The following is a 24342-nucleotide window of genomic DNA, read 5'->3' on the forward strand; positions in this document are numbered from 1 at the left end:
GGTTTCCCAGTGGTGTCCGCAGTCTTCACGGCATCCAGTGTCACCGGCATATCCAGCTCATTCCTGCCAAGCAGACCGCCTGGCGTGTCGAGCCGGATACACCGTTAATTCCACAGTCCCCAATGTGGGGCAGGCGGTGCTGGGCAAGGAACACGTCATCCGGCTGACCTTCACCGCGATGCTGGCCGAGGGCCACGTCCTGTTCGAGGATGCGCCGGGCACGGGCAAGACCTCCCTGGCCCGGGCCCTCGCCGCCACCGTGCAGGGTTCCAACAACCGCATCCAGTTCACCCCTGACCTCCTTCCCTCGGACGTCACGGGCGTGACCATCTACGACCAGAAGACGCAGAAGTTCGAGTTCCACAAGGGCCCGATCTTCAACAACATCGTGCTGGCCGATGAAATCAACCGCGCCTCGCCCAAGACCCAGTCGGCTCTCCTCGAGGTCATGGAGGAGTCCCGGGTCACTGTGGATGGCGTCACCTACTCCGCGGGCCGCCCGTTCATGGTCATGGCCACCCAAAACCCCATCGAGCAAGCCGGCACGTACCGCCTGCCCGAAGCCCAGCTGGACCGCTTCCTGATCAAGACATCCATCGGTTACCCGGACCACGCGTCCACCGTCCGCCTCCTGGGCGGCAGCAACCTGAAGGACCGGTCCAAGGACCTGTCCGCCGTCATCACCACCCAGGCGGTGGCGGACATGGCGGACCTCGCGGCAACGGCACACATCGACACAGCGGTGCTGGAGTACATCTCCCGCCTGTGCGAGGAAACCCGCAACGCTCCCGAAACCAGGCTCGGCGTCTCCGTGCGCGGCGCCCTTGCCATGGTGCGGGCCGCCAAGGTGTGGGCCGCCTCGCAGGGACGCAACTTCGTGCTGCCGGATGACATCAAGGAACTGGCCCCCGTGGTGTGGACCCACCGGTTCGTGATGGACCCCGAAGCCGAGTTCTCCGGTGCCACCGCAGAGGCCGTGCTGACCAGGATCCTGGCCGACGTCGCCGCACCGCAGCAGCGCACCAACGCCTGACCGGCTGGCTGCAGCCCGGCGCTACAGCCGCCACCACTCCATCCCAGCGCAACAACGAAGGCACACCCTTATGTCCGACGGCACGTCCAGCGGCACCCCGTTGACCCGGCTCACGGAGCGATTCCAACAGCTCTTCCACCGGAACGGCCGCCCCACCCGCCTGCACCCTGCAGCGGTATGGTCCGAAGCCAGCAGCACAGCCCTCCAGGCCCTGACACCAGCCTGGCGGGCCGTCCGCGACACCTGGCTGAAGTATGCCTGGCCGGTGCTTTCCGTAGTCAGCATCCTGGGCTGGTCCGTCCTGGCCGCCGCCATCCTGCTCTGGACCACGGGCCAGGCATTCGGCTGGCAGGAAGCCACTGCGGCCTCCATTGCTGCCTTCGCCATGTTCGTGATCGCGGTGGCCTTCATCCTGGGCCGGTCCTCCTACGGGGTGGTCCTGGACCTGGCCCGCACGCGGGTCGCGGTGGGGGACAGTGCCGTGGGCAGCATTGCCGTCTCCAACACTTCCGCGCGGCCACTGCTGCCGGCCGCGCTGGAACTGCCCGTGGGCAGCACCACCGCGGTGTTCCACCTGCCGCGGATGAAGCCCGGGCAAGTCCACGAGGACCTGTTCACCATCCCCACCGCCCGGCGCGCCGTCATCGTGGTGGGACCGGTCCGCTCCGTCCGCGCAGACCCACTGCACCTGCTGCGCCGCCAGGTCCTCTGGACCGAGCCGGAAGACCTCTTCGTCCACCCACGTACCGTCGCCTTGGCAGGCTCGGCCGCAGGCTTCATCCGCGACCTCGAAGGCATGCCCACCACAGACCTCTCCAGCGCCGACGTTTCCTTCCACGCACTGCGCGACTATGTGCCGGGGGACGACCGCCGGCACATCCACTGGAAGACCACCGCCCGCACCAACAAGCTGATGGTGCGCCAGTTCGAGGAAACGCGACGTGCCCACCTGGCCATTTCGCTGTCCATCAACACCGAGGAATACGCCTCCGAAACCGAGTTCGAGATGGCCATCTCGGTGGCTGCCTCCATCGGCCGCCAGGCCATCCGCGAGCAGCGGGAACTGGATGTCCTGACCCAAAAGGGGCCCCTGCGCTGCGAAACCGGCCGCAACATGCTGGACGACATGACACGGATCGTCGGCACTCCGATGCGCCGCACCGCCGTCGACCTCGCCCGGACCCTGGCCGACACCGTCCCCAACGCCTCCGTGGTCTTCTTCGTGGTGGGCAGCAACGTCACGGCGACCCAGCTCCGTTCCGCCGCCGCCTCGGTACCGCCCGGCGTGCGAAGCCTGGCCGTACGGGTGGAAGCCGGGGCGGCCCCCACCCGGGCCAACATCGCAGACCTTACTGTCCTGACGCTCGGCGACCTGGCCGACCTTGCCATCGTGCTGAGAAAGGCGGCCGCATGAGCACCGCACCGGGCCGTTCCCCACAGACGTCCATCCCGCCCACCCGTACCCGCCGGAAAACTGCCGCCCATGAGTCGGCTTTCGCTGACGGGCAGCCGCTGTGGCACTTCCTGCTCGACGCCGGCGCCCTGGTGGTCCTGCTGGGCCTGGGCCTGCTTGGCTTCGGCCTGAGCTTCGGCGGCGACCCCTATTACCTGCTGTCGGGTTTCGGGGGCATCATCCTGGGCCTGGCGATTGGGGCGGCGAACGCCCACCTGCGCCTGGGCCTGCTGATTACCACTGCCCTGGCGCTGGCAGCGTACCTGGTGCTCGGCACCTGGCTGGCCGTGCCGGACGCCGCCATCGCCGGCTTCGTCCCCACCCTGGACTCGCTGCGCACCCTGCTGCTGGGCGTCGTCTTCGCCTGGAAGGACATGCTCACCGTGGGCGTACCGGTGGGCACGGCGGGCGGCGTGCTCATCGTCCCGTTCCTGAGCTCGTTCATCACAGCCCTCCTGGCCGCGCTCCTGACCTGGCGGCTCCGCAGCCCCTACCTGCCCCTCCTGCCGGTACTGGTCCTGTTCGTCACGGGCATCGCCTTCAGCACCAACGCCGCGTTCTTGACCCTGGAACGCGGAATCGGCCTGACCGTCCTCGGAATCGCCTGGGCAACCTTCCGCCGGGACGCCCTGCGCCGGAACAGCACCAAGCGGGTGGCGGTGAACAACCCGCAAAATGAAAGTTCCACTGCGCGGCGGGCCAGGATCCGCCGGCTGGGCATGGCCGCCGGCGTCATCGCCGTCAGCGTGGGAATTACCGCGGTGGCTGTCCCGCTGGTCAGCGCCGGCGAGGACCGGAAAGTTCTCCGCAACGTGGTGGTGCCGCCGTTCGATCCCAAGGACTACATCACCCCGCTCGCCAGTTTCCGGACCTACGTGAAGGACAAGAAGGACGACACCCTGTTCGTAGTCAAGGGCCTCCCGCGCGATGGCCGGGTGCGCCTGGGAGCCCTGGATGCCTTCAACGGCACCAACTACAACATGGACCCCAACGGCTCGGGCAACTTCAGCAAGGTGGGCGACGCCAAGTCCATCAATACGCTCGCCGACACGTCCGGGGTAGTGCCCACCAACGACTACTCGATCAGCATCAGCATCGAGGACTACCAGGGCTTTTTCGTGCCCGGCGGCCGCAAGACCACCGGCATCAGCTTTGACCAGTCCGGCTCCGCCGCGGCTGCCGGCCTCTACTTCAACCCGGGATCCGACACCGCCGTCTCCACCAGCGGGCTGTCCAAGGGCGACTCCTACACTGTCCAGGTCTCCGATCCCGTCAAGCTTGAGCACGGGCAGCTGACCCAGTACGACTTCGCCAAGGTCTCCCTCCCGGACCCCCTGGAGGTACCGCCGGTAGTAGGCTCACAGGCCAACGACCTGTCTGCCGATGCCCCGACGGCGATCGACCGGGTGCGCCAGATCGAGGCGCATTTCCAGAAGACCGGCGCCTTCAGCAACGGCCTGGTGAGCGAGGGGCAGCTGCCCAGCGTCTCGGGCCACGGCTCCGCCCGCATCCGCAGCCTGCTGACCGCCAAGCAGATGCTCGGCGACGACGAACAGTACGCGGTGGCCATGTCCCTGATGCTGCGGCACCTTGGCATCCCGTCCCGCGTTGTGATGGGCTTCTACCCGGAGCCGACCAGCCCCGAAAACGGTGCGGGCGAGGTAAAGATCACCGGCAAGGACGTCCACGCCTGGGTGGAAGTGGCGTTCGAGCGGGTGGGCTGGGTCAGCTTCGATCCCACCCCGCCCAAGGACAACATCCCCATCCCGCCGGACCCCGAAAGCAAGTCCAAGCCCAAGCCGCAGGTGCTGCAGCCGCCGCCCCCGCCGCAGGAGCCGGCGGACCTGCCGCCGGACTCCTCACCGGACGCGCTGGACGCGGACCAGAAGAAGAACAATCCGTGGCTGTTCTGGGGCGCGCTCCTGGGCGCCCTGGGCGTCGCCGCCATTCCGCTGGTCATCCTGGCACTGCCGCTGTTGCTGATCGCTTTGCTGAAGGCACGACGGCGGAAGTCGCGTTTCCGTGACGGCCACCCCGCCCAGCGTGTGGGCGGAGGTTGGAACGAGGTGGTGAGCCTGGCGACGGACCTGGGTGCCGCCGTCGACACCCGTTCGACACGGCGCGAAAGCGCCGCTGTCCTCGCCGAGGCTTTCCCCGCAACCTCGGGGACCACCACCATGCTGGCCCGCCGTGCGGACGCGTCAATCTTCGGGGCCGGGGAACCGACGGAGGAGCAGGTCCGGGAGTACTGGACGATCGTTGACGGGTCGCTCAAGGAGATGACATCCGGGATGGGCTTCTGGCGCCGGCAGCAGGCGCGGTTTTCGCCGCGCTCGCTGCTCGCCGACGCCCGGACGGCCATGAACTCCGGCAGGAGCCTCAAGCTGCGCGGCGGCCGATTGGCATTGCCGACGGTCCCTGGGATCCTTGCCGCACGCCGCCGCCGAACGTCCGGCAATGCTGATGCGCCGCCGCCCCGGGAGCAAGAACCCACCCAGCAAGGACCAAGCCAGCAGTGATGCCCGACGCCGAACGCTGCCCCCGCTGCCAGCAGCAGATCCGTGCGGGGGCCACCTTCTGCACTGCCTGCGGCGCGCCGCTGCCCAACCGGGCGGCGCGCCGCACCCGCACTCCGGACCCGCTTCCCGATCACGGCCCCAGTGCTGCCAGGGAGGCGCGCCCCGAGCATGCGCCGGGGATTCCCGGTACTATCCCGGTAGTAGAAAGGCCCCCGGCAGGTCAGCCGGCGGGCAGCGCATTGACGGGCCCTGTACGCACGGGCTCCGGGCCGGGCAGGACCGGAGGTTCCACGAAGGTGGAAACCGCTCCAGGGGGAGGAACGGGAATGGCAGTAAACCTTCAGCTTGTTCCGGCTACGGCGGGCAAGCGGCTTGGTGCTGCCGTCATTGACTGGCTGCCCGGGGTGGCGGTGCTGGTGGTGACGTTCGCCATTGGCTTTGCCGGCATCACGCGGACCAGGAGCGGCGGCTTCATTGTCTACGACACGTCGTCCCTGGTGCTTTTCGGCGGCATCGGCCTTGGCCTGACCCTGGCCTACCTGTTTGTCGTCCTCGGGCTGGAGGGCCGCAGCGGCAAGACGCCCGGCAACCTGCTGATGGGCATCCGCAGCGCGGACCAGGACGGCTACGCGCCCGGCGCCGGAGCTGTGTTCCTGCGCGGTCTCATTACCGGAGCCGGCGTCCTGCTGGCCTTGCTCGCGGCGGTGCTGGTGGTGGTGTTCAAGTGGTTTGACGTTGCGTTGTTCATTCTGGGGCCGCTGGTCCTGGTGGCTGCCGTCTGGGCTGTGCTGGTGGTTGTTTCCTGCACATGGGACAAAAACGGCGGGCTGCGCGGCTGGAATGACACCGCGGCCAAGACCTTGGTTTTCGACGTCAAAGCGGGCCGGGAGCCCATCACCACGGGTGGCATCCAGGGGCCCTACAGCTTCGCGCCCTTGGACCTTCCGCCCGTCCAGCAGGTGCTGTCCCCGGTGGCCGGAGCTAAAGCGCCGCACGCGGCAGGATCCCGGCCATCGGCGTCCGGGGTATCGGCGTCCCCAACAGCTTCATCCCAGCCACCGGCATCCTTCACGCCGGCACACTCCGCGCCGGCGCCCGTCGCGCCCCAGCCTGACGTGACCCAGGCCGCGGCGCCCCCGGCAGTTGCAGCCCAGGCACCCCAAGCACCTGCGCCGTCGGCCGCACTGCCATCCCAGACCATGCCGTCCCAGACCATGCCGTACACCTCGCCGGCATCCTTCGCGACGCCGGCCGGTGGCACGCCCGCCGATAGCGCCCCTGCTGCTGGTGCCCAGGTTTCGCCGGTAGGCTTCGAGCAGGCTAGCGCGCAGTCCTTTGTGCCTGCCGGCGCTGCCTCCGGTCACCGGATGCCCCCACCGCATGTGGACGACGACGTCGAACGCACCCAGGTGCGCCCCGGCACCAATCGGCCGGCCCAGGCCGCAGTCCTGCGCATCCGCCTCGACGACGGCAGGGACTTCCAGCTGGACCGCAGCGTCCTAGTGGGCCGCAACCCCGTGGGACAGGTCGGGGAACAGCATGCCCAGCTGCTGGCCGTGGACGATCCCGGCCGCTCCATTTCGAAGACGCACCTGCACCTGCTCACCGACGGCGCAGGCATCTGGGTGACGGACCGGCACTCAACCAACGGAAGCGCCGTCACCACCCCGGACGGGCTGCGCACCCCGCTGGTGCCGGGCGTCCCCACCTTTGTTACCCCGGGATCCAGCGTGAATTTTGGAGACCGTACCTTTTACCTAGGACAGGCATGAACCAGCACCCCGCCAGTGTTTCCTCCACCATCCAGCCGGGGCCGGGCCTTAGCCTCTCCTGCGGCTACGGGACGGACAGGGGGCTCCGCCGGGAGCTGAATGAGGATTCGTACATAGCCGCCGATCCAGTCTTCGCCGTGGCCGACGGCATGGGCGGCCACGAAGCCGGCGAGATTGCCAGCGGCCTGTGCGTGCGTGCCCTGGCCGAGATGCCCCAGGTCACCACGGGGGAGCGGAACATCACTGCGTCCGTCCTCCAGCAGCACCTGGTCCGCGCCGACGCCTCCATCCGTGAAGCCGCCGGTGCCCGCGCCGGTACCACGCTGACGGGCGCGGTCATTGTGGAACAGATGGGCATGCCGTACTGGCTGGTGATGAACATCGGCGACTCCCGCACCTACCGGCTCAGCCTGGGACGCTTCGAGCAGATCAGCGTGGACCACTCGGAAGTCCAGGAACTGGTGGACGCCGGTGAAATCACCCCCCAGGAAGCCACCGTCCACCCGCGCCGGCATGTGGTGACGCGGGCCTTGGGCACCGGGGATGAGACGGAGGCGGACTACTGGCTCCTCCCCGTCGAGGAAGGCGACCGCGTGCTGGTCTGTTCCGACGGCCTGACCGGCGAACTGGCAGACGATGACATCCTCCGGATCCTCAGCACCGTGCCAGACCCGCAGGACGCCGTGGACGCCCTGATCCAGGCGGCCCTGCGCAACGGCGGCCGTGACAACGTCACCGCCATCGTGGTGGACGCCCGCAACGTGGCGAACGACGACGGCGCGGGCACCACGGCGCCCCGCCACACCACCGCTGACGGGGACGAAGTGACGCTGCCGCGCCCGCAGTCCTCCGAGGCTGTGACAGAATCGTTGCCCGAACCGCTGGTGGACGGCACGGCATTGGAAGCAAGGACCGCGCTGACTGACGGCACTTCGCTCGAGGGAGAGCCGGGCGATGACCGGCGCTAGCTACATTCCCGGCTGCTGGTTGGGCATCGTCCGGTCCCGCACCGCAGTCCTGCTGGGACCGGAGGCGCCCGCTGAACTGGCCGGTGCACTGTGGGAACTCCTGGCCGGCCGGCCCGAACCGCACGAGGTCCTCGCTGCCGTGACCAGCAGCTCCGGCGGGTCCCTTACTCGCATTCCGTCCTTCGCCATCCTCGATTTCAACGGATCGCTGCGGGTGTTCCTGCGCGGCGCCGTCGACCTCACCATCGAACAGCCCGGCGGAGCCGTGGACCTTGACGGCAGGGACGTGACCACCTGGAACGAACGCAAGTTCGTGGTTCCCGGCACGTGCAGGGTCGGCATTGCGGACGGTGGCACCGAAGGCAACGGTGGTCCACAGAACGCTGCGGGCCCCGAACTGCCGCTGGGCGAGGGCGTGGTGCTGCTGCGGTCCCTGACCTTTGGGGCACCCTCTGGTCCGGCTGCCGTCGATGGCCCCGCCGCCGTGGATGGCGCGGCGGACGGGAAAGGCCCGGCGGCTGCGAACGGTAAGGACGCAGCCCAGAGTTCCACCGCTCCCGACGGGCCATTCGCAGTGAACGCTGCCGGGGAAGTGGACGGCATGGGCGAAGTGAACGGTATCGCCGACGCCATCCATGGTAACGAGACAGTGGTGGGGGTCATTGACGAGGACCTGGACATGGACCAGCCCGAGGACCCTGCCCCTGACTTGAACGACGAATTGGACGCTGACGCTGACTTGAACGACGACCTGGATGGGGAACGCGCGGAAGAAGCGAACCGGCCCCAGGCATTCGCCGCCGAGGCTCTTGAACGCGAGGCTCTTGAACCAGACGGCCTTGACCCAGACGCCACCATCGCTCCGGGCGCCATCATTGACGCTGATGATGAACTGCTGGGAGCACCTGCCACTTTGGGACCGGTTAGCGACGGACCGGCGGGGCCCAACGGGTTGGAAACGGACCCAGGCGACGCCGCTCCGGCGGAGGAACTCACCAGCTCCTACGACCACCTCTGGGACCGCACTGTCATGCGGAACATTGAGGACGCAGCGGTGCGCGAGGAACCCGACGCCGACTCCGGCCACGTGGTCCCGCAGCAACCACCAGCCCTGCCCGCGGCCGAACCGCTGGCCGCCCTTGGTTCGGCGGAGGATGCCAGCCCGCAACTCCCGGCAGCCGGCTCCGGGCCCGCAGGGGATCCCCGCGCGGACGAGCCGGCAGCAATTGGCCCGGACACCGGAGCAGCGCCGCCCACGCCGCGCCCTGCTTCCACGGGCCTCATCGATTCCGTGCCCTGGCGTACCGGCGGAGCAGCGCCAACACCCACCCCGGAACCTGCCCCATCGCCAAGCCCCGGCACGACACCGTCACCGGCAGCTGGGCCCCCCGCTTCAACCGACGGCGGACCCGCCGGCGCAACCCAGGGACCACATCAGGCCCAGCCGGAGGTTGGCTTCGATCCCGACCACGATGGCCAGACGGTCATGAAGAGCAGCCTCCCGGGAGCAGGTCCGGGCCTGGCCGCGAACCCGTCGGCCGCGCAGCGGGATGCAGGCGACGGCCCGGTGGTACTGGCCCGCGTATGTTCACAAGGCCACGCCAACCCGCCCACCCGTGCCCAGTGCAGCGCCTGCGGTGCCGCACTGCTGCCCGATGCCGTTCAAGTGGCACGTCCCCGGCTGGGCCGGATGCGGCTGTCCACCGGCGAACTGCTGGACCTGGACCAGTCAATGGTCATCGGCCGCCAGCCCTCCGTATCACGGGTCCAGGGCGGGGTCATGCCGCGCCTGGTCCAGGTGGCAAGTCCCGGCGGTGACATCTCACGGTCCCATGTTGAGGTGCGGTTGGAGGGCTGGCACGTCATGCTTTGCGACCTCAAAGCCACCAACGGCACCGTCCTGGTCCGCGAAGGCCAGCCGCCGCGCCGGCTGGCCCAAAACGAGATGGCCATCCTGCTCGACGGCGACATCGCGGAGCTGGGCGACAACATCTCACTGCGTTTTGAGGAGATTCCGTGAGTTCCAAACGGCCCGTCGCGCCGCCGCCCCGCATTCCGGGGTTCACCTACATCAGCCTGCTGGGATCCGGCGGCTTCTCCGACGTCTACCTGTACGAACAGGACAGGCCGCGCCGGAAGGTGGCGGTCAAGGTACTGCTCTCCGACCTGAAGACGGAGGGCGCCCGCCGGCGGTTCGAGTCCGAGGCCAACCTGATGGCCCAGCTGTCCTCGCACCCGTACATCGTCACCATCTTTGAAGCGGAAGTAACCGACGACGGGCACTCCTACCTGGCCATGGAGTACTGCTCCCGGCCCAGCCTGGACGTCCGGTACCGGCGGCAGCGCTTCAGCGTCGACGAGGTCCTGGCGGTTGGCATCCAGGTGGCGTCCGCCGTCGAAACCGCCCACCGCGCCGGCATCGCCCACCGCGACATCAAACCCGCCAACATCCTGGTCACGGACTACAACCGCCCGGCCCTCACCGACTTCGGCATTTCCGGCACCCTGGCCGGGGACGCGGACGATGACTCCGGAATGTCCATCCCGTGGTCGCCGCCGGAGCAGTTCCGGGACGGCCCCGTAGACGGCATCATGGTGGACGTCTGGGCCCTGGGCGCCACGCTCTACACGCTGCTGGCCGGACGCTCGCCCTTCGTTATGCCCGGGGCGGATAATTCGCAGCGCGAGCTGATCAACCGGATCAGCAACACGGCCCTGCCGCGGCTGGGCCGGGCCGACGTGCCCGAGTCCCTGGAACTGGCGCTGGCCACGGCCATGGCCAAGTCACCGCAGTCCCGGTACTCGTCGGCCCACGCCTTCGCCCTGGCCCTGCAGCGCATCCAGGCCGAGCTCAACCTCTCGGTCACGCCCTTCGAGGTCCTGGAGGAGCCGCAGCAGGACGAGGGCCACCCGGACGACGGCACCGAGGAGACCCGCGTCCGCAGCATCGCCGCCATCGACCCGGAAGGCACCGGCAGCGCCCCCACCTTCCCGGCACGCACCCGCCCCAACACAGCCGGGGCCAATCATCCCGGGGCCGCAACCGACGCGACGGGACGCAGGACAGGCGCCGTCCCGCCGTCGTCCTTCACCCCTGCAGCCCCCAGCCAATGGCGGCCTGCCCCGGCCGTTCCTTCCATCCCGGCAAGTCCGACAGGACCACCGGGCTCCACCGGAACACCAGTAGCCGACGGCGACGGGCAGGGGGAGTGGGCCCAGTCCACCATCCTGCGCGGCAGCCCGGGAGCGGTGAACTACGGTGCGCCGGTAACCGACGCCGGGCAGGACGCCTACACTGCGGACGCAACAGTCCAGCGGGCCGTAAAAGTGGACGAGCCGCAGGCGGCACCGGAAGCAGACCACGGGAAACGCAACCTGTTGCTGGCAATCACCGGCGGCACCCTCCTGGCGCTGGCGGCGGTGGTGGGCATCGTGGTGGCCAACGCCGCCCCGGGCCCGCCCAAGACCGTGGCCACCCAGCAGGTGACCAAGCCCCCCGCGGACGCTTTGGACAACGGCACGGTGCCCGACGTCGAAGGCCTCAAGGGATCCATCGGCGGCGACGGGGAGGCCAGCTTCACCTGGACCAACCCGCAGCCCAAGGAAGGGGACACCTACAAATGGAAGGTGTACACCATGGGCGGGAACAGCGCTGAATTCCACGCAGTGGATAAGCCACCGGTCAAGATCCGGCCCAACCCGACCGGGCAGACCTGCATCCAGGTGATGATCGTCCGCTCCGACGGCGCATTCTCACCCATGGAGGAGAACTCCATCGCCTGCACCGGCCAGTGATGTCACTGCGCCGGCACATGGCATGCCGGCATCGGCACGCGGCAACAGCACACCACCAGTACTCCGGTTACCGGAACAGTTCTGCCTTAAGGAGGCGTGGATCATGGGGGATCTAGCAATAGACTTCTGCGGCGAATGGTATGAGCCATCGGACGACGACATCTTCAACATCGGCCGCGAGGGCGACCTTGAAGTGGATGACAACCCGTACCTGCACCGGCAGTTCCTGCAGGTGGCCAGGTACGACGGGATCTGGTGGCTCAGCAACGTGGGCAGCATGCTCTCCGCCACCGTTGCCGACGCATCCGGCGGCATGCAGGCCTGGCTGTCACCCGGCGCCCGGATTCCGCTGGTGTTCAGCCACACCAACGTGATCTTCACCGCCGGACCCACCACGTACGAGTTCGCCGTGCACCTGAAGACGCCCTCCTTCCGGCAGGAAGCCCGCGAAGGCGCCAGCAGCGGGGACACCACCATCGGCCCGGTGGTCTTCACCGACGCCCAGAAGGCGCTGATCGTGGCGCTCGCCGAGCCGGTGCTCCGGCGCGAAGGCACCGGCTTCAGCACCATCCCGTCCTCGGCGGCGGCCGCCAAGACCCTGGGATGGGCGCTGACCCGCTTCAACCGCAAACTCGACAATGTCTGCGACAAGCTGGACCGGGTGGGCGTGGTGGGGCTGCGCGGCGGCGGGGGCAAGCTGGCCACCAACCGCCGTGCCCGCCTGGTGGAACACGCCGTCACCACCCACCTGGTGACACCCGATGACCTGTACCTGCTCGAAAAGATGAGGGGCGTGGACGAAGGATGAGGATCCGGCTGACACTCCGCCGTGAACCCGCCGACGCCAAGGACCTGGCCGTCACGGTGGACGGCATGGCCACCGTGGCCGATATCGCCACCGTGTTGTGGGCGGCAGACCCGGACCGCAAGGGCACGCCCGCGCCGGACAACCTGTCCCTGCGGATCGATGAGGCCTTCGTGGGCGCCGGCATCAGCGGAAACATCCTGGCCCGCCAAGACAACCTCCTCGAATCGGGCCTGCGCCCCGGCTCTGTGGTCTCCCTGGCCCAGGTGAGCGAACAGTTCCACGAACCAGGGGCGAACCGGGGCCCGGCAGCTGCCACCCTGCGGGTGCTGTCCGGGCCCGACGTCGGCCGCGAATTTTCGCTGCCCACCGGCACCAGCTACATCGGCCGGGACAGGGACGTGGACATCCGGTTGACGGACCCACTCACGTCAAAGCGGCACGCCCGGATCACGGTGGGCGAGAGCATCGAAATCGTGGACACCAACTCCGCCAACGGGCTCCTCATGGACGGCCTGCCCGTCACGCGCGCCACCCTCAACTCCTCCGACACGGTGACCCTGGGGGACACCACTGTCACCGTGGTGCCGCTGGGGCACAACCATGCGGCAGCACCGACGTCGCCCCTGGTGGATTTCAACCGCTCCCCGCGGGTGGTGCCCCGGTTCGAGGTACCCAAGCGGGTCCTTCCCGCCGGGCCCAAGCGCCCGGAGGACCAGCCCTTCCCCTACATCATGCTGGTGGCGCCCCTGATGATGGGCGCGGTCATCTTCGCGGTGACGCAGAACGTGCTCTCCATGGTGTTCATGCTGATGATGCCCCTGTTCATCGTGGGCCACTACGTGGACACGAAGATGCGGACCCGGAAGCAGCAGAAGGAGCAGCTCAAGCAGTTCCGTGCCTCCATGGCCGCCTTCCGGCAGGACCTCACCGAGCTGCAGCAGGTGGAACGGGCGGTCCGGCTGCAGGAAGCGCCGTCCGTCAGCGACACCGTGGATGCCATCTATAAGCTTGGGCCGCTGCTGTGGACGCACCGGCCCGAGCACTCGTCCTTCCTGGGCCTGCGCTTTGGGCTGGGAACGGCGCCGTCGCGCATCCCGCTGGAAGAACCCTCCAACAACGACACCGAGGTCCAGTACGCCCGCGAGATCCAGGACTGCATCAAGCAGTTCAGCGAGATCGAAGGCGTTCCCGTGGTCTCCCAGCTGCGCACCTCCGGCGCCCTGGGCATCGCCGGGGCCCGCGGCCTGGTGGACGACGTTGCCCGCGGCATGGTCCTGCAGTTGGTGGGCCTGCATTCCCCGGCTGAGGTGGTCCTCACCGCCATCACGTCCGCCCAGTCGCGGGAACGCTGGAACTGGCTGCAATGGCTGCCGCACGTCGGCTCCGGCCACAGCCCGCTGGGCGGGGACCACCTGGCGGCCGGTTCGGCCGGCGGGTCCTCCCTGGTGGCCAGGCTCGAGGACCTGGTCGACGCGCGTGAAGCAGCAGCCAAGCGGACCGCGCCGGACCTGCGGCCCGGCATCGACCCCGTCAAGCACGAGCTGGAAGAGCCGGTCCTGCCCTCCGTGCTGGTCATCGTGGAAGACGACGCCCCGGTGGACCGCGGCCGCCTCACCCGGCTGGCCGAGCGTGGCCCGGATTCCGGCGTCCACGTCCTGTGGGTGGCCACCGACATCCAGGCCCTTCCTGCAGCCTGCCGCGACTTCATGGTGGTGGACGGCGACCACGGCACCACCACCGGCCAGGTCCGCCTGGGCCGCCACACCTACCCGGTCAGCTGCGAAAGCGTGGACGCGGAACTCGCCGCCCAGCTGGCCAGGATGCTGGCGCCCGTGGTGGACGTGGGCAAGCCCGTGAATGACGACTCCGACCTGCCCAGGGCTGTTTCCTACGCCACGCTGATCGGCAAGGACTTCCTGGACAACCCGCAGTCCGTGGCCGAACGCTGGACCGAAAACAACTCCGTGCACGCTACCGCCGTGGCCAACCGCAAGGACAACGGCACGCTGCGGGCCCTGGTGGGGTCCAAAGGCATCGAACCGCTGTACCTGGACCTGAAAAACGAAGGACCGCACGCGCTGGTGGGTGGCACCACCGGCGCCGGCAAATCCGAATTCCTGCAGTCCTGGGTCATGGGCATGGCCGCGGCGTACAGCCCGGACCGGGTCAGCTTCTTGTTCGTGGACTACAAGGGCGGGGCCGCATTCGCGGACTGCATCAACCTTCCGCACACCGTGGGCCTGGTGACAGACCTGTCCCCGCACCTGGTACGCCGCGCCCTCACGTCGCTGCGCGCCGAGCTGCACTACCGGGAACAGCTGTTGAACCGGAAGAAAGCCAAGGACCTGCTGGCCCTGCAGCGGGAGGCCGATCCCGAGGCGCCGCCGTACCTGATCATCATCGTGGACGAGTTCGCGGCCCTGGCCAACGACGTTCCCGAGTTCGTGGACGGCGTGGTGGACGTGGCTGCCCGTGGCCGCTCCCTGGGCCTGCACCTGATCCTGGCCACGCAGCGGCCAGCCGGCGTCATCAAGGACAACCTGCGCGCCAACACCAACCTCCGCGTGGCACTTCGCATGGCGGACGAGGATGATGCCACCGACATCCTGGGCGTCCCGGATGCCGCCTACTTCGACCCCGCCATACCAGGCCGCGGCGCCGCCAAGACCGGCCCCGGCCGCATCCAAGGGTTCCAGACCGGCTACGCGGGCGGCTGGACTACGGACAAGCCGCAACGGCCGCAAATCGACATCGTGGAGATGGCCTTCGGTTCCGGCCCCAGCTGGGAAGCGCCGGCCCCCGACAAGCCGGTGGCCCAGGAACCGGCCGGACCCAACGACATCGCCAGGATGACCTCCACCATCGTGCACGCCGCGGACACCCTGGCCATCCAGCCGCCGCGCAAGCCGTGGCTGGATGAGCTGGCCAAGACCTACGACTTCTCCAAGCTCCCCAACCCCCGCACCGACGAACAGCTCCTGCTCGGGGTGGCCGACGATCCTGTCCACCAGGACCAGCCCACCGTGTTCTACGAACCGGACCGGGACGGCAACATGGCCATCTATGGCACCGGCGGCTCCGGCAAGTCTGCGGCCCTGCGCGGCATCGCCATCGCCGCCGCGGTCACCCCGCGCGGCGGCCCGGTCCACGTGTACGGCATCGATTGCGGTTCTTCGGGGCTGCGGATGCTTGAGGAGCTTCCGCACGTGGGCGAGATCATCAACGGCGACGACGTGGAACGCGTCGGGCGCCTGCTGCGGCTCCTGCGGGACATCGCCGAACTGCGCTCGGCCCAGTTCGCCGAGGTCCGTGCCTCCACCATCGTGGAGTACCGGAAGCTGGCCAACCGGCCCGACGAGAAGCGCATCTTCGTGCTGGTGGACGGCATGTCCGCCTTCCGGGAGGCCTACGAGCACAGCAAGCTCTCCGGGCTCTGGGACATCTTCCTGCAGCTGGCAACGGACGGCCGCACCCTGGGCATCCACCTGGTGGTCACGGGGGACCGGCCCAACGCGGTCCCCGCATCGCTCCTGGCCTCCATCCAGCGCCGGCTGGTCCTGCGGCTCTCCAACGAGGACGACTACATTTCCATGGATGTGCCCAGGGACGTCCTCACCGCCAACTCGCCTCCGGGCCGCGGACTCCTGGACGGACTCGAAGTCCAGCTGGCCGTCCTGGGCGGCAACTCGAACCTGGCCCTGCAGGCCAGGGAAGTCCACAAGCTCAGCGAAGCGATGCTCCGGCAGGGGCTGGGCAGTGCTCCCGGCATCGAGCGGCTTCCGGAGCAGGTGGACCTGGACGTCCTGCCCGCCGGCAGCCCGGACCTGCCCGTCGTCGGCGTGGACGACGAGTCACTGCAGCCCGCCGAGATCATGGCCCGCGGCCCGCTGCTGCTGGCCGGCCCGCCCGGCGCCGGACGGACCGTAGCCCTGGTCACCCTGGCCTACGCGCTGCGGCGGTCCAACCCCGCCACTGAGCTGATCTACCTCGGATCCCGCCGGTCCGCCGTCGCCTCCCTCCCCATCTGGAACCGCTCGGTAGTGGGGCCGGACGACCTCGCCGAGGTGGTGGAGGACCTGGTGGAGCACTCCACCGGAAATCCGGGGACCGTGGCCTTCTTCATCGAAGGCCTGACCGAGTTCACCGACACCATCGCCGAGTCGGGCATGGCGCAGCTGGTCACCGCGTCGCTGAAGGCGGACCAATGGGTGGTGGGCGAGTCTGAATCCTCCACCTGGTCCAGTGCCTGGCAGCTGGCCCAGCCCTTCAAATCCGGGCGCCGCGGGCTGCTGCTCAACCCGGGGGACATCGAGGGCGACAGCCTGCTCAACACCTCGCTGGGCCGCGTCAGTCCCGAGTTCATCCCCGGCCGCGGCTACGTGGTGGGACGCGGCAAGGCGCGGAAGATCCAGGTGGCGCTGCCGCCTGAAAACCGGGACTGAACAGCCCGGACAACTGCGGGGCCGGCGCCGTTGCGGATTTGCGGCCCCGCAGGGCGCTGTAGAAGACTACCGGGGACACCAGAAAGCCGTGGTGGGGGGCTGCGCGCATCGAAAGGTAGCAATGACCCCGTCCGCACCGTTCCGCCACGCCGTTTCGACGACGGCATCCGCAGCCGTCCTGGCCCTCGCCTTTGGCTTCTTCCCAGCAGGCTCGGCACTCGCTGCAACCACTGCACCCTCGCCCGCTCCGGCGTCCGGCACGCAGGCCACCGACTGCGGGCTGATCTGTCTTCCCATCCTTGCCAGCAGCCCGGACACGGGCCAGAACGGGCGGCCGCGGAAATCCAAGGAACCGGCTCCGCCGCCCGCCCAGCCGGCACCCCCTGCCGAGCCGCCCGCCCAGCCTGCCCAGCCCCAGCCTCCGCAGGCAGATACGGCCCCGCAGCCCGCTGCCCCGGCACCTGATCCCGCCGCGATCCCTGCCACCGCAGGGGCGGACTTGGATGAGCCCGCGCCTGGCACCGCCTCGGCCGCAGCCGGTTACCGGCCTCCAACCGGTCCGTCCAGCGGCCAGGACTGGAACAGCCCCGTCACCCGGTCCGCCGCGCCAGCGCAGTTGGCTGCCGCAGCCCCTGTCCGAGGCCAGGCCCCCGGCGGCCCGGCCCTGCTGCCCATCGCCGCCGGAACGGTGCTGCTGGCCGTGTCAGCCGGCGCCTTTGCCTGGTGGACGCGCAACCGGCTCCGGTCGCACTGACCTGTTCCTGCGGCAACACTGCCTGGCTTCGGCGCTTCCCGGCCGCAGCGCTTACTGCCTGCCGCGCGGGCCTGCCGGGTGGCTGTCGGAGGTGTAGGGCAAGATAGGTCTGTGAGCACAGGACCAGGACCCGCAGAAAAGACCGCCACCCGGACCCCGGCACCGCACGAACCAGAGGCGATCCCCACCGAGGCCGTCCGCGAGGAATACGAAAACCTTGCGGACCTGGTGCGGAAGTATCGGTTCGCGTACTACCAGGAGGATGCTCCGCTGGTGTCGGACGCCGAGTTCGATGCCCTCTTCCGCCGGCTCGAGGAGATCGAGGCGCTGCACCCGGAACTGGTGGCCAACGATTCACCAACCCAGGAAGTGGGCGGCGAGGTCTCCGCCGCATTCGCGCCGGTGGAACACCTGCAGCGGATGTACAGCCTGGAGGACGTCTTCTCGCTGGAGGAGCTTGAGGCCTGGCTCAACCGGGCCGAGGCCAGCATCGAAAAAATCGGTGACGGCAGCGCCAAGGCAGCCTGGCTGACCGAACTCAAGATCGACGGCCTGGCAGTCAACCTCCTGTACCGGGACGGCAAGCTGGTGCGTGCCGCCACCCGCGGCGACGGCACCACGGGTGAGGACATCACCCACAACCTGCTCACCATCAAGGAAATCCCGCAGGAACTGCGCGGTACTGGCTTCCCGGCCGAGATGGAGGTACGGGGTGAGGTCTTCATCCCGTCCAAGGCCTTCGCCGAGTTCAACGAGGCACTGATCCAGGCCGGCAAGGCGCCGCTGGCCAACCCGCGGAACGCGGCAGCCGGGTCGCTGCGCCAGAAGGATCCGGCCGAGACTGCCAAGCGGCCGTTGAAGATGTTTGTGCACGGCATCGGCGCCCGGGAGGGGCTTGCCGCCGGCAGCCAGTCGGAGACGTACGGGCTGCTCAAGGACTGGGGCCTGCCGGTCAGCCCGTACTTCGAGGTGCTGGAAACCCGCGACGACGTGCTGGGCTTCATCAAGCGGTACGGCGACCAGCGCCACAAGCTGCTCCATGAGATCGACGGCATCGTGATCAAGGTGGATGATTTCGCCACCCAGCGGGCCCTGGGCAACACCACCCGCGTTCCCCGCTGGGCCGTGGCCTACAAGTACCCGCCCGAGGAAGTCCACACCAAGCTGCTGGACATCCAGGTCAACGTGGGCCGCACAGGCCGCGTCACCCCCTACGGCGTCATGGAGCCGGTCAAGGTCGCCGGTTCCACCGTGGAAATGGCCACCCTGCACAACCAGGACGTGGTCAAGGCCAAGGGCGTCAAGATCGGCGACATCGTAATCCTGCGGAAGGCGGGGGACGTCATACCCGAGATCGTGGGCCCGGTCCTGAACCTCCGCGACCAGCAGGACCCGCCGGTGCGCGACTTCGTCATGCCCACCGAATGCCCCTCCTGCGGCACGCCGCTGGCCCCCGCCAAGGAAGGGGACGTGGATGTCCGCTGCCCCAACGCCAGGTCGTGCCCGTCCCAGCTGCGCGAACGGGTGTTCCACGTAGCGGGCAGGGGTGCGTTCGACATCGAGGCCCTGGGCTGGGAAGCCGCCATCGCCCTTACCCAGCCCGCGGAGCCTGAGGTGCCGCCGCTGACTTCCGAAGCGCGGCTGTTCGAGCTCACCCCGGAGGACCTGGCCGGCGTCCGGATCCGGCGCGAGAAAAAGGTCAAGGGAGTCCCCACAGGCGAGTCCGAGCTGGTGCCGTATTTCTTCAGCAAGGGCACCGCCAAGTCGCCCTCCAAGCCCACCGCCACCACCCAGAAGCTCTTCAAGGAACTCGAAAAGGCCAAGACCCAGCCCCTGTGGCGCGTGCTGGTCGCCTTGTCCATCCGGCACGTTGGTCCCCGGGCATCGCGGGCCCTGGCCCAGGCGTTCGGCTCCATGGACCGCATCCGTGCAGCCTCCGAGGAGGAACTGGCCCACGTGGACGGGGTGGGCCCCACCATCGCCGCCGCTTTGAAGGAATGGTTCGCCGAGGACTGGCACCTGGAGATCATCGACCGCTGGGCCGCCGCCGGTGTCCGCATGGAGGACGAACAGGACGAGTCCATGCCGCGCACCCTCGAAGGGCTCACCGTGGTGGTCACCGGCTCCCTGCCCAACTTCAGCCGCGACGAGGCCAAGGAGGCCATCCTGCTCCGGGGCGGCAAGGCCGCGGGGTCCGTATCCAAGAACACCAGCTACGTGGTGGCCGGCGAAAGCGCCGGCAGCAAGCTGGACAAGGCAGAGCAGCTGGGGATCCGGGTGCTGGATGAGGATGGGTTCCGGCAATTGCTCGACGGCGGCCCCGCCGCTTTGGGTGACGCGGCAGCAGCGGACGAAGACGAGACGGAAGACGCGGCAATCGAAGACGAGACTGGGGAGAACGCATGACTTCCGCTTCGGAACTGCTGGAGGTGGCCCGGCAGGCTGCCGCCGCTGGTGCCCACGTCCTGTCCGGCCGCGACGGCAACGCCCTGGACGCGAGCAACAAGGGGGCGGCAGGGGACTGGGTCACCGCCTACGACGTCGCAGCCGAGAGTGCGGTGCGGGACGTCATTTCCGCGGCACGGCCCGGCGACAGCGTCACCGGTGAGGAGCAGGGAACCACCCGCCCCGCCGATCCCACCGGCTACCGCTGGTCCATTGATCCGCTGGACGGCACCACCAACTTCATCCGCAATATCGTCTACTACGCCACCTCGGTGGCGGTGGCGGATGCCGACGGCGTCTGGCAGGCCGGCGTCGTGAACGCGCCTGCGCTGGGCCGCGTGTACTACGCTGCCCGCGGCCAGGGTGCGTGGCTGGAGGAGCGGGGCGTCGTTACCAGGCTCGACGGCCCGGTTCCGGGGCGCGCCGGGCAGATCCTGGCCACAGGGTTCAGCTATGAACCCGAGATCCGCGTCCAGCAGGCTGCGGCCTTCGGTACTTTGATGGACGGCTTTGCCGATGTCCGCCGGCTTGGCTCCGCTGCCCTTGACCTGTGCATGGTGGCCGATGGAACCCATGACGCCTACGGCGAGCGCGGACTGAACGAGCACGACTTCTCGGCCGGCGCCCTGATCGCGGAGGAAGCCGGCTGCTGGGTGCGCAGGCCGCGCCTCACCAGCCCCCTTGACGGCGGCCCCGCGGACGATGAGCGACTGGACGCCTGGACGTGCGCCGCCAGCCTGGAACTGTCCGGCAAGTTCCCGCTGTAGGGGAGCGTTCCAGGCAGCCGCACGTGCTCCAGTCGCCCGTAGTGATAGTTCGATCACGGAAAGCACTGTTCCGCCCGAGGGCAGGCACGGGAGCTACTACCATTGACGGGTGCACAAGCAGTTGACCATCCGTCCCGCCGTCAAGGCCGATTTCGCGGCCGTCGCCCGCATCACCGGCGACTCCTACCTTTCCGCAGGCTACTTTGACGACCCCGCCCACCCGTACATGGTCAAGATCATGGACGTTGCGGCCCGCGCCCAGCAGGCCACCATCTGGGTGGCAGAACGGGAAGGGATCGTCATCGGTTCAGTCACCCTGGCGCTGGCCGGGGAACCGTACGCGGACATCGCCCTGCAGGACGAGCTTGAATTCCGCATGCTGGTGGTGGACCCGGCCGTCCAGCGCAGCGGTGCCGGTAAGGCCATGGTGGACGCCATCCTTAATCACGCGAAAACCCTTCCCGGCATCAAGGCAGTGTCCCTCACCACCGGCCAGGCCTGGGAAAGCGCGCACGGACTGTACCGCAAGACCGGGTTCCAGCGCGTGCCCGAGCGGGACTGGTTCGTTCCCGGCACCGACACAAAACTGCTGGTTTATCGGCGCGACCTGTAGCAGCCCTACAGTGGTGGCGACCCATTCCAGCTTTGAAAGGCCCACCCATGCGCAAAACCTTCGGCAGCGGATCCGTCTGGGAACAGACCCTCGGTTACTCCCGTGCCGTCCAGGTGGACAACACCCTCTACATCTCCGCCACTGCGGCCAGCGGCGAGGACGGAGTGGTGGGCGATGACTTCTACACCCAGACCCAGTACATCCTGCAGAAACTGGGCAAGGTCCTGGCCGACGCCGGCTTCGCCTACGAGGACGTGGTGCAGTCCAAGCTGTACCTGACGGACATCAGTAAATGGGAAGAAGCCGGCCGGGCGCACGGCGAGGTGTTCGGCGAGATCCGCCCCACCCTCTCCCTGGTCCATGTGCTCCCGTTCCTGGACCCGAAGATGCTCGTTGAGATCGAACTGGTCGCCCAGAAGAGCGCCTAGGTTTCTTGCCCTACCTTCCCGGCAGGCCGTAGCGGTGCTCCGGCCTGCCGGTGGTGCCGTAGCGGAGCTGGATGTCCACTGCGCCGTCGTCGGCCAGTGAAGACAGGTAGCGCTGGGCGGTTGCCCGGGAGACGCCCACGCGGGAGGCCACTTCGGCGGCAGAGTACTGCTCGCCCGGGGCCAGTGACTCCAGCACCGCCGCCTCGGTTGCCGAGCGGGGTTTCGACGACGGCGTGACGTCGCCCGGAATCAGCGACCGTTTGGCACGTTCCACCGCCTCCTGGTCCAGTGCGCCCGGCTGGGCCAGGAGGCGCCGGTACCGGGCGTAGGAGCGCAGCTGCTGGGACAGCGACTCGGACGTAAAGGGCTTGAGCAGGTACCCCAGGGCGCCGCGGCGGAATGCCACCCGGACGGATGCGGCGTCGGAGGCAGCGCTGAGGATAATCGTGTCCACATCCAGCTGCTGGAGCAGGTCCAGGCCGGAGGCATCGGGAAGGTAGACGTCCAGCAGCACCAGGTCAGGCCGCAGGCTGTGGATGGCCTGCAGCGCCAGCGACGCCGTGCCAACCGGGGCCAGGGCAAGGAAGCCCGCCACCGAGTCCACATAGGCGGCGTGCAGCTTGGCCACATGGAAGTCGTCGTCCACGATCAGAACCCGAAAATCGTCAGCCATTTCCGTCCTTTCCGGCTGCCCCCGGATTACTGTTGGCAGGGTTGCCTGCCGTGGTGTGCGGAAGGGTGGCCATGAACACGGCTCCCGGCCCGCCCTTCGTCCCGCGTTCGAGCACCCTTACGTCACCGCCGCGGCGCCGGGCCAGCTGGCGCGCCAGGGCAAGCCCGAAGCCCTGGCCGCCGCCGGCGCGGACGGGACCGGAAGAGGTGGTGAAGCCCTCGGCAAACACGTGCTCCGTAGCCGTTCCCTCTGCCAGCCCGTCACCAGAGTCCGCGACCACCACGTGCAGTGTGCCGCCGTCGTCGCCTGGCTCGTCCAGCACCTCAAGCTCAACCCACCGGTCCGTCGCTGAGCCCGCCACAGCCGCATTGACGGCATTGTCGATCAGGTTCCCCAGCACCGTGGTGACATCCTGGGCATCTGTGACCTGCCCGCGGACCAGGGTTTCCGGTCCAATGCGCAGCGTGACGCCGCGCTCGTCAGCCTCCACGCCCTTGGCGCCCACGAACGCCTGCAGGTACGGGTCCTGGAGCAGCTCGGCCTGGTCCACCGGAAACTTCAGCGGACCGGTGGCCGCCAGCGTGGCCAGGTAATCGCGTGCTTCCTGGTGCTGCCCGATGCCCAGGAAGCCGGCGAGCGTGTGTAGCTGATTGGCAAACTCGTGGCGTTGTGCCCGCAGCGCAGTGGACATGGTCCCTACCGCATCCAGTTGCCGCGTCAGCCCCTGCAGTTCCGTCCGGTCGCGCAGCATGATCACCCAGCCCAGGTCCTCCCGCCGGTGCAGCGCCTTGCGGGCGTTCACCACCAGCACCCGGCCGCCGGCCACCAGCTCCAGGGCGTCAAGTGTTGAACCTGCGGCGCCGGTTACGCGGGGGACCGCCCGCGTGAGCGTCTTCAGCTGCTCTGGCACCGGCGCATTCTCCCACCGCGTGCCGGACAGGTCGGGCAGTCCCAGCAGTCGCTGCGCGGCGGCGTTGAACACGCTGATCCGGCCGTCGGCACTGATGCCAATGACGCCGTCGTCCACGCCCTGCAGCACCGCCACCTGGTCGTGCACCAGCGTGCTGATCTCCTCCGGTTCCAACCCCAGGGTGAGGCGTTGCAGCCGGCGGCGCAGCAGGAAGGAGCCCAGGACCCCGGCGAGCAGGGCGCCCGCGGCCGTCAGGGCCACCGGTCCGATGTCGCGGGCCACGCTCTGGGCCACGGTTTCCATGGAGTAGCCCACGCTCACCTCGCCCACCACCATGCCGGTGCCCGGAGCGTACACCGGAACCTTCGCACCGGCGGAGGGGCCAAGCGTCCCGGTGTTCCGGGTGGTGACCTCCTGCCCGGACAACGCCTCGGACGGGTCGGTGCTGACCTTTTCACCAAGCCGGTGCGGATCAGGATGGGCCAGCCGGATGCCGGTTTCGTCGGTAATCACCACGAACAGTGCTCCGGTCCGGGTACGGGCAGCCTCGGCCGATGACTGAAGGGGCCCGGCCAGGAGTTCGGCGGGCGGAGGAGTGCCGGGCTGTTCACTGATGGCTTGCACGTTGGCGCGGGTTTCCGGGTCGGAGGCCACGGTCCGGGCCAGGGTCAGCGCCTGGTTCTCCGCATCGCTGCCTACCCGGTCATAGGTGAGCCAGGCGTGCACGGCGGCGCTGAGCAGCACCACCAACAGCACTACCGCCAGCTGCAGCAGCAGCGTCTGGGTGGAAAACCGCACCGGCTGCCGGGGCACGGGACGCTGCATTCATCCTCCTTGACGGGTCTGGCGCGGGTTTAGCGGGTTGTGGCGCTGCGCTCCAAGGGTGCCGTGGCAGCACGAAAAGTGCGAAAAGCCCGGTGAGCACAATGAGCAAAATGCTCCAAATAAGCAGTATGCCAATC

Annotated in this window: 16 protein-coding genes; 14 read left to right on the forward strand and 2 right to left on the reverse strand. The window is 68.6% G+C overall.

The features are described 5' to 3' along the window. The first annotated feature begins 79 nt into the window (after positions 1-79). The 14 genes from ACETK3_RS05080 (at position 80) to ACETK3_RS05145 (ending at position 21797) form a co-directional block, all read left to right on the forward strand. Positions 80-1033: an AAA family ATPase gene (locus tag ACETK3_RS05080; RefSeq protein WP_373992671.1), complete on the forward strand. Its 954-nt coding sequence runs from the start codon at positions 80-82 to the stop codon at positions 1031-1033. 70 nt (positions 1034-1103) lie between these two features. Then, positions 1104-2447, forward strand: coding sequence for a DUF58 domain-containing protein (locus ACETK3_RS05085; protein ID WP_236821663.1), 1344 nt, complete (start codon positions 1104-1106; stop codon positions 2445-2447). Next, positions 2444-5005, forward strand: a complete 2562-nt coding sequence (locus ACETK3_RS05090; RefSeq protein ID WP_236801786.1) for a transglutaminase family protein — start codon at positions 2444-2446, stop codon at positions 5003-5005. Before ACETK3_RS05085 ends, ACETK3_RS05090 begins: the two co-directional genes overlap by 4 nt. Next, positions 5005-6777 (forward strand): RDD family protein, encoded by a 1773-nt coding sequence (locus ACETK3_RS05095; RefSeq protein WP_373992633.1) that lies wholly within the window; start codon positions 5005-5007, stop codon positions 6775-6777. Before ACETK3_RS05090 ends, ACETK3_RS05095 begins: the two co-directional genes overlap by 1 nt. Beyond that, entirely contained in the window at positions 6774-7745 is a 972-nt protein-coding gene (locus tag ACETK3_RS05100) for a PP2C family serine/threonine-protein phosphatase (RefSeq protein WP_237430161.1), read from the forward strand. The genes ACETK3_RS05095 and ACETK3_RS05100 overlap by 4 nt, the downstream gene beginning before the upstream one ends. Then, complete coding sequence (locus ACETK3_RS05105; RefSeq protein ID WP_237430162.1) at positions 7732-9765, forward strand: FHA domain-containing protein; 2034 nt, start codon at positions 7732-7734, stop codon at positions 9763-9765. Before ACETK3_RS05100 ends, ACETK3_RS05105 begins: the two co-directional genes overlap by 14 nt. Further along, the gene (locus tag ACETK3_RS05110; protein WP_237430163.1) at positions 9762-11540 is read left to right on the forward strand and encodes a serine/threonine-protein kinase; all 1779 of its coding nucleotides are present in this window, start codon (positions 9762-9764) and stop codon (positions 11538-11540) included. Before ACETK3_RS05105 ends, ACETK3_RS05110 begins: the two co-directional genes overlap by 4 nt. Positions 11541-11643: 103 nt before the next feature. Beyond that, positions 11644-12348, forward strand: a complete 705-nt coding sequence (locus ACETK3_RS05115; protein WP_236821667.1) for a hypothetical protein — start codon at positions 11644-11646, stop codon at positions 12346-12348. Further along, a complete protein-coding gene (locus ACETK3_RS05120; RefSeq protein WP_237430164.1) occupies positions 12345-16790 on the forward strand; it encodes an FtsK/SpoIIIE domain-containing protein in 4446 nt (1481 codons plus the stop codon). The genes ACETK3_RS05115 and ACETK3_RS05120 overlap by 4 nt, the downstream gene beginning before the upstream one ends. Before the next feature lie 121 nt (positions 16791-16911). Continuing rightward, positions 16912-17544 carry a hypothetical protein gene (locus tag ACETK3_RS05125; protein ID WP_236801813.1) on the forward strand — a complete coding sequence of 211 codons (633 nt, stop codon included), beginning with the start codon at positions 16912-16914 and terminating at the stop codon, positions 17542-17544. A 180-nt stretch (positions 17545-17724) separates the two neighbouring features. Next, positions 17725-19950, forward strand: a complete 2226-nt coding sequence (ligA, locus tag ACETK3_RS05130) for an NAD-dependent DNA ligase LigA (protein WP_237430484.1) — start codon at positions 17725-17727, stop codon at positions 19948-19950. Further along, positions 19947-20756, forward strand: a complete 810-nt coding sequence (locus tag ACETK3_RS05135) for an inositol monophosphatase family protein (protein ID WP_237430165.1) — start codon at positions 19947-19949, stop codon at positions 20754-20756. The genes ligA and ACETK3_RS05135 overlap by 4 nt, the downstream gene beginning before the upstream one ends. Positions 20757-20865: 109 nt before the next feature. Continuing rightward, entirely contained in the window at positions 20866-21369 is a 504-nt protein-coding gene (locus ACETK3_RS05140) for a GNAT family N-acetyltransferase (protein WP_237430166.1), read from the forward strand. Positions 21370-21416: 47 nt separating this feature from the next. Then, a complete protein-coding gene (locus ACETK3_RS05145; protein ID WP_237430167.1) occupies positions 21417-21797 on the forward strand; it encodes a RidA family protein in 381 nt (126 codons plus the stop codon). Positions 21798-21807: 10 nt separating this feature from the next. On the opposite strand, the gene ACETK3_RS05150 is transcribed toward ACETK3_RS05145, so the two are convergent. Next, entirely contained in the window at positions 21808-22470 is a 663-nt protein-coding gene (locus ACETK3_RS05150; protein ID WP_237430168.1) for a response regulator, read from the reverse strand. Then, complete coding sequence (locus tag ACETK3_RS05155) at positions 22463-24205, reverse strand: sensor histidine kinase (RefSeq protein ID WP_237430169.1); 1743 nt, start codon at positions 24203-24205, stop codon at positions 22463-22465. The genes ACETK3_RS05150 and ACETK3_RS05155 overlap by 8 nt, the downstream gene beginning before the upstream one ends. Between the last annotated feature and the right edge of the window lie 137 nt (positions 24206-24342).

This window comes from Arthrobacter sp. E44 (assembly GCF_041877125.1).
Taxonomy (GTDB): domain Bacteria; phylum Actinomycetota; class Actinomycetes; order Actinomycetales; family Micrococcaceae; genus Arthrobacter.

Bases quoted from the DNA above. Each gene is read 5' to 3' on its own strand.
- ACETK3_RS05135 (WP_237430165.1), top strand. From the start codon at position 19,947: ATGACTTCCGCTTCGGAACTGCTGGAGGTGGCCCGGCAGGCTGCCGCC.
- ACETK3_RS05105 (WP_237430162.1), top strand. From the start codon at position 7,732: ATGACCGGCGCTAGCTACATTCCCGGCTGCTGGTTGGGCATCGTCCGG.
- ACETK3_RS05090 (WP_236801786.1), top strand. From the start codon at position 2,444: ATGAGCACCGCACCGGGCCGTTCCCCACAGACGTCCATCCCGCCCACC.
- ACETK3_RS05155 (WP_237430169.1), bottom strand. From the start codon at position 24,205: ATGCAGCGTCCCGTGCCCCGGCAGCCGGTGCGGTTTTCCACCCAGACG.
- ACETK3_RS05095 (WP_373992633.1), top strand. From the start codon at position 5,005: ATGCCCGACGCCGAACGCTGCCCCCGCTGCCAGCAGCAGATCCGTGCG.
- ACETK3_RS05085 (WP_236821663.1), top strand. From the start codon at position 1,104: ATGTCCGACGGCACGTCCAGCGGCACCCCGTTGACCCGGCTCACGGAG.
- ACETK3_RS05150 (WP_237430168.1), bottom strand. From the start codon at position 22,470: ATGGCTGACGATTTTCGGGTTCTGATCGTGGACGACGACTTCCATGTG.
- ACETK3_RS05120 (WP_237430164.1), top strand. From the start codon at position 12,345: ATGAGGATCCGGCTGACACTCCGCCGTGAACCCGCCGACGCCAAGGAC.
- ACETK3_RS05115 (WP_236821667.1), top strand. From the start codon at position 11,644: ATGGGGGATCTAGCAATAGACTTCTGCGGCGAATGGTATGAGCCATCG.
- ACETK3_RS05100 (WP_237430161.1), top strand. From the start codon at position 6,774: ATGAACCAGCACCCCGCCAGTGTTTCCTCCACCATCCAGCCGGGGCCG.
- ACETK3_RS05145 (WP_237430167.1), top strand. From the start codon at position 21,417: ATGCGCAAAACCTTCGGCAGCGGATCCGTCTGGGAACAGACCCTCGGT.
- ACETK3_RS05125 (WP_236801813.1), top strand. From the start codon at position 16,912: ATGACCCCGTCCGCACCGTTCCGCCACGCCGTTTCGACGACGGCATCC.